Below are 13,785 nucleotides of genomic sequence, written 5' to 3'. Positions count from 1 at the left end.
GAAGGGTCCGCCTGTGGTCTTGATCGATTCCAGGTGCCTTCACGGAGTCCAGACGGCCCATCCCCGGGGGGAGCGCGAGGGGGCCGGCCCCCTCGCCGGGGGTGTGGGGGCGTGCCCCCACAGTCACAGCCTGAGCTCTCGGGCGCGCAGCGCCCTGGCGGGGGAAGACCGCGCTGTTGGCGTGCCGGCGAAGACCGAGGGCTAAACGGTGCGGATGTAGAGCTGGCCGAAGACTTCGGACAGGTTGCGGAGGTCTGTGGCCACGTCCACCTCCGGGGTCGCCGGGTCGTACAGGGTGGCGAGGCGGGGGCGGATGGAGGTGAGCTTCTTGAGCTGGTCCCAGGTGGGGTTGGCCGCCCACTTCTCTCCGTACACGCGGCTGACCTGGCCCTGGGCGTCCTGCCAGCGGGTCCAGAGGGTGATGGTGCCGGCGGCGGCGTCCTGGAGCGGGGCGGCGATGCGGTCGGTGATGGTCTGGGTGGCCTGCTCGGTGGTCAGCCGGGAACCGCCGGGGGCGGCGAAGCCGGTGTCCTCGGCGGCGATGTGCGCGTAGGCGTCCCAGGCGCGGGCGCGGACCTGGATCCACTGGTTGCGCTGGGCGGTGGCGGCGTCGATCCGCCACGTGGCGTACTCGGTGGCGAGGTGGCCGCCGTCGAGGGAGAGCTGGTCGACGAGGCCCTTGGCGAGCCAGGCGCCGATGCGGTCGGGGTCGAGCAGCGGGTGCTTCTTGGCGAGGGCCTCGGTGCACTCGGCGACGGCGCCGCAGCCGAAGACGGGCACCGCGGTGTGGACGGCGAGCTTCTTGCCGGGGGCGAGCTTGCGGAGCGCGGCGGAGGCCGAGGCGACGAACGTGTCCAGCTCGTCGGCCGTGGCGAACGTCCGGTCGTAGCCGAGGCCGGAGCTGAAGCGGATGCCCGCGACGCCGGGCTGGGCGGCCAGGGCGGCGACCTTCTTGGCGGCCTCGGCGAGGTTGCCGGCCTGGTGGTCGTCGGCCAGCTCGGCGTCGATCCAGACGCGCATGCCGCTCGTGGCGGAGGTCTTGACGGCCTGGCCGGCGGGGGTCTCGGCGGCCTTCTTCACGGCGGCGCCGGTGACCTCGTCGGGGTCGACGAAGCAGGGCTCGGCGGTCGGGCAATCGGGCTGCCCGCCGTCCTCGGCGCCCTCGACGTCGGGGCTGCCGACGTCGTGCGACTGACCGTCGCCTTCCGAGTCGGTGGGGCAGTCGCTCTCGGTGCAGTCGATGACGATCGGGTCCATCGGGCCGGTGTCGCGCATGTTCTGACCGTCGTTGTCAAGCCAGAAGCGGGCGATCTCGGCGGCTTCCTCGGGGGTGGCCATCCAGCGGCAGACGACGTACGCGGGGGTGTCCTCCGCCATGAGGTCGTTGCAGCTGCGCGGATCGTCCTGTGACCACGCCGGGACGCCGATGCCGAGGAGGGAGAGCGCGAGACCGATGACGAAGAGCTGCCGCAGTCGCATGGCACCTTGACTTCCGGAGAGTGATCGGCTGGCATCTCGCACGATATCGGTATCAACGGTCGATCTCTACCGCCTGTGTCCGGGCGTGTGGAAAATGGGACGACACCATCGCTTCGTACCCGTCACACTTGAGCGTGCGTGAAATCCTCGGCGATCTCGGGCTGTTCCGGGACAGGCGCTTCGCCCTGCTCTTCGCGGCCCGGACCATCTCGATGCTCGGCGCCGCGTTCGCCCCGGTGGCCCTCGCTTTCGGCATCCTCGACCTGCCCGGCGCCACCGCCACGACGCTGTCGGTGGTGCTGACCGCGGAGGCGCTGCCGATGGTGCTGTTCATGCTGTTCGCCGGGGTGCTGGCCGACCGGTTCCCGCGGCAGCGGGTGATGCAGTTCGGCGAGTGGGCCAACGCCTTGGCCTTCTTCACCCTGGGCGCGATGCTGCTGTCCGGCTGGACCCCCCTGGTCGGCCTGGTCGCCGCGGCCGCCTTCAGCGGGATAGCCGTCGCCGCGCTCTATCCCGCGCTGACCGGGATCATCCCCGAGGTCGTGCCGGCCGAGCGGCTGCAGGCCGGCAACGCGCTGCTCGGCCTGGGCGCGAACGTCGCCAGGATGGGCGGCGCGGTGCTCGGCGGTGCCACGGTGGTGCTCGTCGGCGGCGGGTGGGCGCTGGCGGTCAGCGGCGCCCTGTTCGCCACCGCGGGGGTGCTGATCTCGCTGGTGCGGCCCACTCCTCTGGTGCGCGAGCGCGGGGAGCGGCATTCGGTGCTGAAGGATCTGCGCGAGGGCTGGCGCGAGTTCAGCTCCCGGCAGTGGATCTGGGTGGTGGTCGCCCAGTTCTCGATCCTGGTGATGGCGATCCAGGCCGGTCACGGGGTGCTCGGGCCGCTGCTGGCCAAGGAGAGCCTGGGCGGCCCGGCGGCGTGGTCGGCGTTCCTGGCCGGCGAGGCGATCGGCACGATCGCGGGCGTGGTGGTGTCGCTGCGGGTGCGGCCGCGCCGGCCGATCCTGGTCGGCACGCTGCTCTGCCTGCCGGCGGCGCTGCCGTACTTCCTGCTGGGGACGGGTTCGCCGCTGTGGGTGACGGTATTGGGCGCGTTCGTGCTGGGCGTCTGTTTCGACGTGTTCGGCGTGCTGTGGATGACGACCATGCAGCGGGAGGTCCCGCCGGAGTCGCTGTCGCGGGTGAGCTCGTACGACGCGCTCGGCTCGCTGATGTTCGGCCCGATCGGGCTCATGCTGGCGGCGCCGGCGGCGGCGCTGATGGGCGTGCAGAACGCGCTGCTGGCGTGCGGCGGCCTGGTGGTGCTGTCCACCTGCGCGGCGCTGCTCTCCCCCGGCGTGCGCAACCTCCGCGCCCCGGCGCGTCTGGAGGCCGTCTCAAGCTGAGGCCCGCCCGCTGGTCCGCAGCCCGCGTGCCGGTGCCCGCTCGTGCAGCCCGAACCTCGGCTCCGGCCCGTACTCGCCGTCGAGGATCCCCGCCACGTACTCGGCCAGCGCCGGGGCGTGCTTGAAGCCGTGGCCGGAGTCGCCGCCGAGCAGCCACACGCCGGGCTCGGTCTCGGCGATGATCCACTCGGCGTCGGGAGTGAGCGCGTACTGGCAGACCTGGCTGAACAGCACCGGCGCCGAAGCCAGCGACGGGAACCGCCGCGCCAGGTAGGACCGGGCGCGCGCGACGCTGGCCTCGTCCACGGCGCGCTCGCCGTGCTCGGGCTCGTACGGGCGGCCTTCGACGTCGGAGGTGGCCTTCATGCCCACGCCGTCCACGTCACCGTGGCCGTAAGCGGCGGCGGCGTGGTCCACCCAGGCGGGCGTGCCGGGCGCGGTCCACGCGGCGGGGACCGCGAAGTGCAGCGTGTCCTGCTTGGTCACAGTCACGGGCACGTCGAACAGCTCGGGCAGCCAGGCGCCGCACGCCCACACCACCCGGTCGGCGGTCAGCACCTCGCCGTCGGCCTCGACGGCGGTGCCGGGCGCCGGGGTCGCGCGGGCCCGGACGATCCGGGCGCCGGCGGACTCGGCCAGCCTGGCGGTCACCTGGGTGGCGCGGCGTGCTCTGATGACGCCGGCGTGCGGCTCCCACAGCAGGTGGCTGAGGCCGGCGGGGCTGTAGTCGGGGAAGAAGCGGGCGCCGTCGGCCGGGTCGAGGACCTCGCACGGTATATCCAGATTTTTCAGGACCTGGGCGCTGGCGTGCTCCCACCCGTCCGGCGTCCGGGCGAACCAGAGCATGCCTGCTTCCGCGTACAACTCCTCCCCGGCGCGCTCGCCGAGCCGCCGCCAGCCGTCGCGCGCCCGCCACGCCATGCGCGCGTACCACTCCTCGCCGCCGTGCGAGCAGCGCATCAGCCGGGTCTCGCCCGCGCTGGCCTGTCGTACGTGTCCCGCCTGGTGCTGCTCGACCAGCGTCACCCGCCATCCGGTTTCGGCCAGCCGCAACGCCAGCGATGAACCCCAAATGCCCGATCCGACCACGATGACCGATTTCATGGGACCACGGTGACCCGGAGACCCCCGCCGGATCAAGGGGTCAGATGACGATCAACGTCACCACCACGCCCGCGCAGTTGCCCGCCAGGCAGATGCGCACCGGCACCCTGGACACCCCGGACTCCGCGGGCACGCCGCCGACGTGCCCGTCCGGGCCGATGGTGACGCCCGGGGGCAGCGCGCCCTGGCGGGTCACGGTGAACGTCGGCGGCACCCCCGTGGGCCCGCCCCTGATCTGGATGTTCCCGTCCAGCCGCTGCCCGGCCCTGCCGGGGAAGGTGAGCGCGCCCGGCGCCCACGGCACGTTGCGCAGCACGACGAACGTGACCCGCTCCTCGTCGCACGCCTGATCGCGGCAGATCTGGACCTGGGCCGCGTACGTGCCGGCCCGCTCGGGCCTGCCGTACACGCGGCCGGTCGCGTCCACCCCGATCCCCGGCGCGAGGCGCGGGCCCGGACGGATGCGCGCCCCCTTCTCCACGGGCATCAGGCGCTGCTCGACCTCGATGCCCACGGTCAGGTAGAAGGTGTCCTCCACCAGCCGGTCGAACGGGGTCGCCGCGGGCGCGGCCCTGGTGGCGTAGAGCGCCCGTGATCCCACGGAAGGAAGCGCGGGAAGGAAAGCGCACATGGCCAGCCCGGCAACCAGGAGTATCCACGTTTGCCGCATCCTTACCCCCCGGTGTTCTGTTCCCCTACGTACCCTTTTCACCGCATACAGTCACCGCTCCCCCATGACCGTGGCTGGATAATCGCTTCATGGCCGCTGAATCCGCTCAGACGCTCGAACGCGGGCTCCGCCTGCTCAGGCTGCTTTCCGACGGGAAGGGCGGGCGGACCCCGACCGAACTGAGCGCGGAGCTGTCGTTGAGCCGCCCGGTGGTGTACCGGCTGCTGACGACCCTGCTCAACGAGGGGTTCGTGCGCCGCGACGACGAGGGCCGGGTGCATCTGGGGTTCGGGCTGCTCGCACTGGCGCGGGCCGTGCAGCCGCTGCTGCGCGCGGCGGCCCTGCCGACGCTGCGGCGGCTGGCCGAGCAGGTGGGCGCGACCGCGCACCTCACCGTGGCCGAGGGCGACGACGCGCTGGCCGTGGCGGTGGTCGAGCCGTCGTGGACGGACATGCACGTGGCCTACCGGGAGGGCGCCCGCCATCCGCTGGCGAAAGGCGCGGCCGGGCGGGCGATCCTGGCAGGTCGCGAGGGCGGGTCCGCATATCTGGTGACCGAGGGGCAGTTGGAGGAGGGAGCCCGGGGGGTGGCGGCGCCCGTCCTGGGGCTGCCCTGGTTGGAGGCCTCGGTCGGGGTGGTCACGTTCGGGCCGCTCGCGGAGTCCACCGGACCTCGCGTCGTCGAGGCCGCCGCCGAGCTTGCCGCCGCCCTGGGGTGACGGTTGACATCCGTCCGGGGATGACGGACGGTTGTCACGCATAGAGGACACATACGTCCGATAGTCGGACGACATGGGGAGGGGCGGATGCCGTACTACCGCGCCGTGGGCGAGGTGCCCCGCAAGCGCCATGTGCAGTTCAGGCGGCCCGACGGCGGTCTGTACGCCGAGGAGCTGATGGGCGAGGAGGGATTCTCGTCCGACTCGTCGCTGCTGTACCACCGCCACCTGCCGACCGCGATCGTCAAGGCCGAGGCCGTCGCGCCCACGGCCGACACGCGCCTGGAGCCCAACCTGCCGCTGTCGCCGCGCCACTTCCGCACCACGCAGCTCTCCAGCGCGGGCGACCTGGTGTCCGGGCGGATCCTGCTGGCGGGCAACGGCGACGTCCGGTTGTCGTACGCCACCAGCGACCGGCCCAGCGAGCTCTACCGCAACTCGATGGGCGACGAGTGCGTGTACGTCCAGGAGGGCACGGCCCGCTTCGAGTCCACGTACGGCGTGATCGAGGCCGGCACCGGCGACTACGTGGTCATCCCGACGGGCACCATCCACCGCTGGGTGCCGGTGGGGCGGGTCAGCGTGCTGGCCGTGGAGGCGTCCGGGCACATCAGGCCGCCCAAGCGCTACCTGTCGCAGTACGGGCAGTTCCTGGAGCACGCCCCCTACTGCGAGCGCGACCTGCGGGCGCCCGCCGAGCCGCTGCTCGCCGAGGGCGAGGAGGTGCCGGTGCTGGTGCGCACCAGGGGCGGGCTGACCCGGCTGGTCTACCGCCACCACCCGTTCGACGTGGTCGGCTGGGACGGCTACCTCTACCCGTACGCGTTCAACATCGACGACTTCGAGCCGATCGTGAAGAGGACGCACGCGCCCCCGCCCGTCCATCAGACGTTCGAGGGGCCCGGCTTCGTGATCTGCTCGTTCTGCCCGCGGCCGCTCGACTTCCACCCGGAGTCGGTGCCGATCCCGTACAACCACCACAACGTCGACTCCGACGAGTTCATGTTCTACGTAGGCGGCGACTACTCGGCGCGGAAGGGGTCGGGCATCGACGTGGGCTCGATCTCGCTGCACCCGGCCGGCTTCACGCACGGGCCGCAGCCCGGCGCGGTCGAGGCGGTGATCGACGCCGTCGCCAAGGGCGTCACCACCACCAGCGAGAAGGCGGTGATGGTTGACACCTTCCGCCCGCTCGACCTCGGGCAGGGCGCGCTCGCCTGCGAGGACCCCGGATACGCCTGGACTTGGTCACGATGACGCTCTACACCGCTCTGATCGACGACGCGGGCCTGTTCCCGCCGACGTCACTGCACATGTCCGACGCGCTGGACCGCCACCGGCGCAACCAGGAGCGGGGCAGCCGGGTGCTGACCCACCGCTTCCTCTGCCCGGCCAGCAGGCTCGGCCGGCTGCGCGCCGAGCAGTTCCGGCCGCGGTGGGTCGGGCTGATCCTCGACACCCCGGAGCTGCCGGACCTGACCGGCCTGCCCGTCGACATCGCGGAGGCCGAGCTGCCGCCCGAGCGTGGGGTGGAGGAGCTGGCCCGCGAGCTGCTCCGGGCGCTCCCCGGCGGGGTGCGGCTGTTCGTCGAGGTGCCGCCGGGGAAGTTCGTCCCCGACGTGCCCGAGGGCGTGGGCCTGAAGGTGCGCTGCGGCGGCGCCCGGGCCGAGGCGTTCCCGCCGGTGGAGCACCTCGCCTCCTTCATCAGGTTCTGCGTGGCCGCCGACATCCCGTTCAAGGCCACGGCCGGGCTGCACCACGCCGTGCGCCACTTCGACCCGACGCTCAGCGTCGACCGGCACGGCTTCCTCAACCTGCTGGTGGCCGTGTGCGAGGCCGTCGAGGGCCGCGACCCGGCACCCACCCTGCGCATCACCGACGTGGGCCAGCTCACGCGCATCGCGCGGGCCATCTCTGAGGAGACGGCGAAGCGGGCCAGGCAGCTCCTGGTCAGCTACGGCTCCTGCAGCACGACCACGCCGATGGACGACCTGAAGGCGCTGGGCCTGATCGAGGAGGACGAGTGAGCTGGGGACTGGACAACCTGCCCTACGGGGTCTTCTCCCGGCAGGGGGAGGCGCCCCGGGTCGGCGTCCGTTACGGCGACCGGGTGCTCGACCTGGCAGCGGCGCTGCACGACGAGGTGTTCGCCGCCCCCTCGCTCAACCCGTTCATGGCGCGCGGCCGCTCGGCCTGGCACGACACGCGCCGCCTGATCAGGAACAAGCTGTCCGGCGACCTCGCGGTGACCGAGCCGCACCTGGTCCCGCTGGAGCAGGTGCGGCTGCACATGCCGTTCGAGGTGGCCGACTACGTCGACTTCTACTGCTCGCTGGAGCACGCGAGCAACGTCGGGCGGATCTTCCGGCCCGACGCCGAGCCGCTCAAGCCGAACTGGCGCCACCTGCCGGTCGGCTACCACGGCAGGGCCGGCACGGTCGTGCCGTCCGGCACGCCGGTCCGGCGCCCGCACGGGCAGCTCCGGGCGGGGGTGTACGGGCCGACGGCCAAGCTCGACGTCGAGGCCGAGCTGGGGTTCGTGGTGGGCGTGCCGTCCGAGCTGGGCTCACCGGCCGGGGCCTTCGAGGACCACGTGTTCGGGGTGACGCTGGTCAACGACTGGAGCGCGCGCGACATCCAGGCGTTCGAGTACGTGCCGCTCGGGCCGTTCCTGGGCAAGTCGTTCGCGACCTCGATCTCGCCCTGGGTGACGCCGCTGGAGGCGCTGCCCAGGGTGCCGGGGCGGACGCAGGACCCGGAGCCGATCGACTACCTGCGCAGGAAGGACGACTGGGGGCTCGACATCACGCTGGAGGTCGAGCTCAACGGTGAGGTGATCTCCCGTCCGCCGTACCGGGACATGTACTGGACGCCGGACCAGATGCTCGCCCACCTCACCGTGAACGGCGCCTCGCTGCGCACCGGCGACCTGTTCGCGAGCGGCACCGTCTCCGGGGAGGCGCGCGAGGAGCGCGGCTCGCTCATCGAGCTCACCTGGAACGGGACCGACCCCGTCAAACTGCGCAGCGGCGAGACCAGGACGTTCCTGCAGGACGGGGACGCGGTGATGATCCGCGCGACGGCGGGTGACGTCAGCCTCGGGGAGGTCTACGGAAAAGTCGGTTAAGTGACTCGGCGTGCTTGCGTCGTGACTCCTCGCTAATCTTGGGGAACCCTTCCCCAGGAACATCAGGAGTGACATGCTGCGGCGTGCCGCGACGATCCGCCTGGCCGCCTTCCTCCTCCTCGCGGGCGGCTGCGGAGCCGTGCGGGCGGAGCCTCCGCCCCCGACCGTGGTGCAGGTCTCCCCGCCGCTCGGCGCCGCGCGCGCCCGTCCCGACCAGGGGCTCGTGGTGCGCGCCCAGGGCGGCCCGCTCCAGCGGGTCGTCGCCCACTCCGGCGGTGTCCCGGTACGCGGCGACCTCGACGCGGCGGGCACCACCTGGCGCTCCCGCTGGACGCTGAAGCCCGGCGCCGAATACGCGGTCACCGTGACCGCGGCGGGCCGCACCGTCGCCTCAGGCCGCTTCCGCACCCGCCCCGCCGGACGCGCGCTCCAGCTCACCGCCACCGCGCCGCTCCCCGGCGAGACCGTGGGCGTCGGCATGCCGGTCATCCTCGACTTCGGCTCCCCCGTACGCGACAAGGCCGCGGTGGAGCGCGCTCTGGAGGTCACGGCCGGACGGCCGGTCGAGGGCGCCTGGCGGTGGATCGGCGACACCCGGGCGGTCTACCGCACCCGGCGGTTCTGGCCCGCCGGGCAGCTCGTCACGGTCACCGCCCATCTGGCCGGCGTCCGGGCAGCCCCCGGCCTCCACGGCACCGCCGACCGGACGTTCGCCTTCACCGTGGGCCGCCACCAGGCCACCGAGATCGACGCCCGGACCCACCGCATGGTCGTCCGCCGCGACGGCCGCGCCGTGCGCCACATGGCGATCAGCGCCGGCATGGCCACCACCCGCGAATACACCACGACCAGCGGCGTCCACCTGACCATGGACAAGGGCCACCCGGTCCGCATGATCTCCCCCGGCCGCGACGAGGGCGACCCCGGCTACTACGACGTGATGATCGACCACGCCGTCCGCATCTCCGACAGCGGCGAGTACGTGCACGCCAAGGACAACGTGTGGGCCCAGGGCCGCCGCAACGTCAGCCACGGCTGCGTCAACGCCCGCCCCGACCAGGCCGCCTGGTTCTACGCCCATTCCCTCCGCGGCGACCCCGTCGTGATCACGGGCACCGACCGCGAGCTCGAATGGGACAACGGATGGGGGTTCTGGCAGCTCTCCTGGGAGAAATGGCGCGCCGGCAGCGCTCTTCTCGCACCCGGGCCTCTGCCGTAAGCGGAAATCCCGGATTACGGTGGTGAGAGGGAACGATGGCGCCGACGGTCCCGTTATTCCTATAGGAGGGCCGGAGTATGGATGAATGGATCATCTGGGTAATTCTCGCAGTCGTCCTCGGTCTTGCCGAGATCTTCACGCTCACTGCCGCGCTCGGCCTCCTCGGTGTCGCCTCCCTGTTGACCGCCGGAGCCGCGGCCGTCGGCCTGCCGGTTCCGCTGCAGTTCCTCGTCTTCGCCCTGACGTCGACGGCCGGGCTGGTCGTGATCCGGCCCCTCGTCAAGCGTCACAACATCCGCCAGCCGCAGCTGACCAGGTTCGGCGTGGAGGCGCTCGTCGGCAAGCCCGCGTACGTTCTCGCGGAGGTGACGGGTCACGACGGCCGGATCCGCCTGGCCGGTGAGGAGTGGTCAGCGCGGGCGTATGACGAGACACTCGTGATCCCGACCGGTGCCACTGTCGACGTCATCGAAATCGACGGCGCCACCGCCCTCGTATATCCCCGGGAGTGAGATATGGATCCGCTGCTGCTGGTAGGGCTGTTCGTCATCCTGTTCGCGGTGTTCACCGTGCTGAAAGCGGTGCGCATCGTGCCCCAGGCCAGAGCGCGCAACGTCGAGCGGCTCGGCCGCTACAGCCGTACGCTCAAGCCGGGCCTCAACTTCGTCATCCCGTACATCGACCGCGTCTACCCGGTGATCGACCTGCGTGAGCAGGTCGTCTCGTTCCGCCCGCAGCCGGTCATCACCGAGGACAACCTGGTCGTCGAGATCGACACCGTGCTCTACTTCCAGGTCACCGACCCGCGCGCGGCCGCTTACGAGATCGCCAACTACATCCAGGCGGTCGAGCAGCTCACGGTGACCACCTTGCGTAACGTCGTCGGCTCGATGGACCTGGAGAGCACGCTCACCTCCCGCGACACCATCAACAGCCAGCTGCGCGGCGTCCTCGACGAGGCCACCGGCAAGTGGGGCATCAGGGTCAACCGGGTGGAGATCAAGGCGATCGACCCGCCCAAGACCATCAAGGACGCGATGGAGAAGCAGATGCGGGCCGAGCGTGACAAGCGCGCGGCGATCCTCACCGCCGAGGGCCAGCGCCAGTCGCAGATCCTCACCGCCGAAGGCGAGAAGCAGAGCCGCATCCTGCGCGCCGAGGGCACCCGCTCCGCCGCCATCCTGGAGGCCGAGGGTCAGTCGAGGGCCATCGACCAGGTGTTCCAGGCGGTCCACCGCAACGACCCCGACCCGAAGCTGCTCGCCTACCAGTACCTCCAGGTCCTGCCGCAGCTCGCCCAGGGCGAGGGCAACACGTTCTGGGTGATCCCCAGCGAGGTCACCTCGGCCCTGCAGGGCGTCTCCAAGGCCTTCACCGAGTCGCTCCCGCCCTCGGCGGCCACCCGCGAGGTCCCGAAGCCGTCGGAGATGGACGCCGAGATCGCCAACGCCGAGAAGGCCGCGGCGGAGGCGGTCGCCGACGCCCGGAGCGCCGAGCGGCCGACCGGCCCCCGCCAGCTCATGGAGGGCGCCCGGCAGCCGTCCCCGTTCCCCGACCTCGACAAGCAGCGCGACGAAGCCGAGCGCTGACCCTTCCCGGCCCGACCGCCCGCCGCGCCCGCGCCGGGCGGTCAGCGCCGGTCGTCGGCGAAGTACGCCACGAGTGACGGATCCAGGGGCGGGACGTCGTAGGGGGCGCCCCCGTCGCGGAGCGACCGGGTGGCCATGTAGCCGGCCGCGACGCTCATGCGGGCCGCCACCGGAGAGGTGTCGACCGGCCCGCCCTCCCTGGCGAAGCGGGCGAACTCCTCGATGATGCGCGTGTCGGCGCCGCCGTGGGAGCCGGTGGCGTCGGGCACCCGGTACGTGATGTCGGCGTCGGGCCGGTAGCCGGTGGGGCCGGTGTTCCAGACCTTGACGGTGGCGCCCGGCCCGTCGCCGAAGTTCTCCAGGCGGCCCTCTGTGCCGATGACCGTGTAGTTGCGCACGTAGTCGGGCGTGAAGTGACACTGCTGGTAGGCGGCGATGACGCCGTTGTCGAGCACCATGTTCATGACCGAGACGTCCTCGACGTCCACCACGTGGTGGAGGTCCCGTTGGGCGGTGGGCGGCCAGGTGTGGTCACGCGGCCAGCCGTCGGGGCGGGGCGTGCCGGGCTCCCTGCGCGGCAGCCCGCCGTACACCATGAGGTCGCCGAAGGCGTTGACCCGGGTCGTGTAGCCGCCCGCGAGCCAGTGGACGACGTCCAGGTCGTGGGCGGCCTTCTGCAGCAGGAGCCCGGTGGTGCGGGTGCGGTCGGCGTGCCAGTCCTTGAAGTAGTAGTCGCCGCCGTAGCCGACGAAGTGGCGCACCCACACCGTCTTCGGCTCGCCGATGTCGCCCCGGCGGATGATGTCGCGCATCAGCCTGACGACGCCCATGTGGCGCATGTTGTGGCCGACGTACAGCCGGGTGCCGGTGTCGCGGGCGGCGCGCAGGACGGCGTCGCAGCCCTCGACGGTGATGGCCAGCGGCTTCTCCAGGTAGAGCGGCTTGCCCGCCTGGAGACACTCGACGGCGATGCTCTCGTGGGTGTCGTCGGGGGTCAGCACGATGATCGCGTCGAGGTCGTCGCGGCCGAGCAGGTCACGGTGGTCGGGACTGGTCACCGGGTCGCCGAAGCGGGCGGCCTCCCTCTTGAGGGTCTCCGGGTCCGTGTCGCAGACCGCGGCCACCACCGAACCCCGGCCCGGCCGGTGGGCGGCCTCGGCCAGGTTGACGCGCAGGCCGAGGCCGACGACTCCGAAACGCAGGTCCTTCACGGGTGCCCTTCCTCTGGGACGACGAGCCGGCCGGGAAGAATTATCCAACCTTTTTACGAAAAGAGCACCTGGTCCGCGTGGTCGAGCGCCATCCTGACGGCGCCCAGCGTCACGCACTCGCCGCCCAGGCCGGAGGCGGCCACCTCGGGCGGGTAGAGGCACCGGTCGTCGAAGTAGTCCTGGATCGGCTCGACCAGCAGCGCGCCGGCCCTCGCCAGGCTGCCGCCGATCACCACCAGCTCCGGGTCGAGCGGGTTGACGAGCGTGAGCAGGCCCTCCGCCAGGTGGACGGCGAAGGCCCTGACGGCGGCTCTCGCGCGCTCGTCGCCCTCCTCCGCCCTGGCCACGGCGAACTCGGCGGCCTGCCGGTGGGTGCGCAGCTCGCCCGGCTCGACGGCCATCGCGTAGTCGGCCAGATGCCGGAACGCCCGCCAGTGGTCGCCCGACTGACGCCCGATCTCGCCGGAGGCGGCGTGCGCGCCCCGGTGCGTCCGGCCCCCGATCAGCAGCCCCAGGCCGAGCCGGTCGCCGGCGAACAGGTAGACCACGTCGCTACGGCCCCGCGCCTCCCCGCGCCAGTGCTCGGCGAGCACCGCCAGCCGCATGTCGTTCTCCACCAGCACCGGCGCGGGCAGCCGGCGGCCCAGCTCGCCCCGCAGGTCGACGTCGCTCCAGCCGGGCAGCACCACGCTCTTGGTCACCCGCCCGGCGGCGTCGACCACGCCGGTCGTGCCGACGCCCACCGCGACCAGCTCGGCCACGGGCAGCCCCGCCTCGGCGCAGACGGCGTGGACCAGCTCCGCGACGGCGTCGAGCCGCTCGCGGGCGGACATCGCCGCGTGGTTGGGCACCCGGCGCGAGGCCACGATGGTCCCGCCCAGATCGGACACCATGGCGCGCAGCAGCGACGCGCCGATGCCCACGCCCGCCACATGGCCGGACGAGGCCCGGAACCTGAACCGCCTGGCCGGGCGGCCCCGCTGGCGCTCACCGGACTCCTCGCCGCACTCCTCCGCCCAGCCCGCGGCGATCAGGTCCTCGACGATGACCTCGGCCGTCGGCCTGGACACCCGGGCGCCCCTGGCCAGCTCCTGCAGCGTCGCCACCCGCGCCGCACGCAACTGGCGCAGGATGGCGGCGGAGTTGAGCCTGCGGAGGACGGAGGCGTCGCCGCTCTGCTGTCGCACCGGAGTTCCTCCACATGAGTCGGCCGGGGAGCCGACATCCTACTTAACCAACCCTCTTGCGTAATAGTGATCGCCGCTGACCTGCGGCGTGAAGCGGA

General features: G+C 72.2%; 13 protein-coding genes. 8 read left to right on the top strand and 5 right to left on the bottom strand.

The window, feature by feature from the left end; translation table 11 throughout:
- Positions 1 to 201 precede the first annotated feature (201 nt).
- Entirely contained in the window at positions 202 to 1,479 is a 1,278-nt protein-coding gene (locus ACIBF7_RS39485; RefSeq protein WP_397199379.1) for a hypothetical protein, read from the bottom strand.
- Positions 1,480 to 1,613: 134 nt separating this feature from the next.
- Between ACIBF7_RS39485 and ACIBF7_RS39480 the strand changes: the two genes are divergently transcribed.
- Positions 1,614 to 2,861: an MFS transporter gene (locus tag ACIBF7_RS39480; RefSeq protein ID WP_364233730.1), complete on the top strand. Its 1,248-nt coding sequence runs from the start codon at positions 1,614 to 1,616 to the stop codon at positions 2,859 to 2,861.
- Here ACIBF7_RS39480 and ACIBF7_RS39475 read toward each other — a convergent pair.
- Both ACIBF7_RS39475 and ACIBF7_RS39470 read right to left on the bottom strand, forming a co-directional pair.
- Positions 2,853 to 3,965 (bottom strand): FAD-dependent oxidoreductase, encoded by a 1,113-nt coding sequence (locus tag ACIBF7_RS39475; RefSeq protein WP_364233605.1) that lies wholly within the window; start codon positions 3,963 to 3,965, stop codon positions 2,853 to 2,855. The genes ACIBF7_RS39480 and ACIBF7_RS39475 overlap by 9 nt on opposite strands.
- Before the next feature lie 40 nt (positions 3,966 to 4,005).
- Entirely contained in the window at positions 4,006 to 4,566 is a 561-nt protein-coding gene (locus tag ACIBF7_RS39470; protein ID WP_364233607.1) for a hypothetical protein, read from the bottom strand.
- 158 nt (positions 4,567 to 4,724) lie between these two features.
- On the opposite strand from ACIBF7_RS39470, the gene ACIBF7_RS39465 reads away from it, so the two are divergent.
- From ACIBF7_RS39465 to ACIBF7_RS39435, 7 genes are all read left to right on the top strand, one after another.
- The gene (locus tag ACIBF7_RS39465; protein WP_364233609.1) at positions 4,725 to 5,354 is read left to right on the top strand and encodes a helix-turn-helix domain-containing protein; all 630 of its coding nucleotides are present in this window, start codon (positions 4,725 to 4,727) and stop codon (positions 5,352 to 5,354) included.
- An 87-nt stretch (positions 5,355 to 5,441) separates the two neighbouring features.
- Complete coding sequence (locus ACIBF7_RS39460) at positions 5,442 to 6,611, top strand: homogentisate 1,2-dioxygenase (RefSeq protein ID WP_397199378.1); 1,170 nt, start codon at positions 5,442 to 5,444, stop codon at positions 6,609 to 6,611.
- Positions 6,608 to 7,381 (top strand): hypothetical protein, encoded by a 774-nt coding sequence (locus tag ACIBF7_RS39455; RefSeq protein WP_219550135.1) that lies wholly within the window; start codon positions 6,608 to 6,610, stop codon positions 7,379 to 7,381. Before ACIBF7_RS39460 ends, ACIBF7_RS39455 begins: the two co-directional genes overlap by 4 nt.
- Positions 7,378 to 8,481 carry a fumarylacetoacetase gene (gene fahA, locus ACIBF7_RS39450; protein WP_397199377.1) on the top strand — a complete coding sequence of 368 codons (1,104 nt, stop codon included), beginning with the start codon at positions 7,378 to 7,380 and terminating at the stop codon, positions 8,479 to 8,481. The genes ACIBF7_RS39455 and fahA overlap by 4 nt, the downstream gene beginning before the upstream one ends.
- 73 nt (positions 8,482 to 8,554) lie before the next feature.
- Positions 8,555 to 9,700, top strand: a complete 1,146-nt coding sequence (locus tag ACIBF7_RS39445; RefSeq protein WP_364233613.1) for an Ig-like domain-containing protein — start codon at positions 8,555 to 8,557, stop codon at positions 9,698 to 9,700.
- Between the two features lie 77 nt (positions 9,701 to 9,777).
- Positions 9,778 to 10,212 carry an NfeD family protein gene (locus tag ACIBF7_RS39440; RefSeq protein ID WP_148035090.1) on the top strand — a complete coding sequence of 145 codons (435 nt, stop codon included), beginning with the start codon at positions 9,778 to 9,780 and terminating at the stop codon, positions 10,210 to 10,212.
- 3 nt (positions 10,213 to 10,215) lie between these two features.
- Positions 10,216 to 11,289: an SPFH domain-containing protein gene (locus ACIBF7_RS39435; protein ID WP_148035091.1), complete on the top strand. Its 1,074-nt coding sequence runs from the start codon at positions 10,216 to 10,218 to the stop codon at positions 11,287 to 11,289.
- 41 nt (positions 11,290 to 11,330) lie between these two features.
- Here ACIBF7_RS39435 and ACIBF7_RS39430 read toward each other — a convergent pair whose 3' ends face one another.
- Together ACIBF7_RS39430 and ACIBF7_RS39425 are read right to left on the bottom strand one after the other, a co-directional pair.
- Positions 11,331 to 12,500, bottom strand: a complete 1,170-nt coding sequence (locus tag ACIBF7_RS39430) for a Gfo/Idh/MocA family oxidoreductase (RefSeq protein WP_364233616.1) — start codon at positions 12,498 to 12,500, stop codon at positions 11,331 to 11,333.
- A gap of 53 nt (positions 12,501 to 12,553) precedes the next feature.
- On the bottom strand, positions 12,554 to 13,687 hold the full coding sequence (locus tag ACIBF7_RS39425) for an ROK family protein (RefSeq protein WP_364233618.1): 1,134 nt from the start codon (positions 13,685 to 13,687) through the stop codon (positions 12,554 to 12,556).
- Positions 13,688 to 13,785 lie beyond the last annotated feature (98 nt).

The sequence above is a fragment of the Nonomuraea sp. NPDC050478 genome (assembly GCF_044458265.1).
Lineage (GTDB): Bacteria > Actinomycetota > Actinomycetes > Streptosporangiales > Streptosporangiaceae > Nonomuraea > Nonomuraea ferruginea.
The sequence above is the reverse complement of the archived record's forward strand: the minus strand, read 5'-3'. Positions and strand labels throughout refer to the sequence as shown.

Excerpts from the sequence above, each read along its gene's own strand:
- ACIBF7_RS39465 (WP_364233609.1), top strand. The coding sequence starts at position 4,725 with ATGGCCGCTGAATCCGCTCAGACGCTCGAACGCGGGCTCCGCCTGCTC.
- ACIBF7_RS39485 (WP_397199379.1), bottom strand. The coding sequence starts at position 1,479 with ATGCGACTGCGGCAGCTCTTCGTCATCGGTCTCGCGCTCTCCCTCCTC.
- ACIBF7_RS39440 (WP_148035090.1), top strand. The coding sequence starts at position 9,778 with ATGGATGAATGGATCATCTGGGTAATTCTCGCAGTCGTCCTCGGTCTT.
- ACIBF7_RS39455 (WP_219550135.1), top strand. The coding sequence starts at position 6,608 with ATGACGCTCTACACCGCTCTGATCGACGACGCGGGCCTGTTCCCGCCG.
- ACIBF7_RS39460 (WP_397199378.1), top strand. The coding sequence starts at position 5,442 with ATGCCGTACTACCGCGCCGTGGGCGAGGTGCCCCGCAAGCGCCATGTG.
- ACIBF7_RS39435 (WP_148035091.1), top strand. The coding sequence starts at position 10,216 with ATGGATCCGCTGCTGCTGGTAGGGCTGTTCGTCATCCTGTTCGCGGTG.
- ACIBF7_RS39475 (WP_364233605.1), bottom strand. The coding sequence starts at position 3,965 with ATGAAATCGGTCATCGTGGTCGGATCGGGCATTTGGGGTTCATCGCTG.
- ACIBF7_RS39445 (WP_364233613.1), top strand. The coding sequence starts at position 8,555 with ATGCTGCGGCGTGCCGCGACGATCCGCCTGGCCGCCTTCCTCCTCCTC.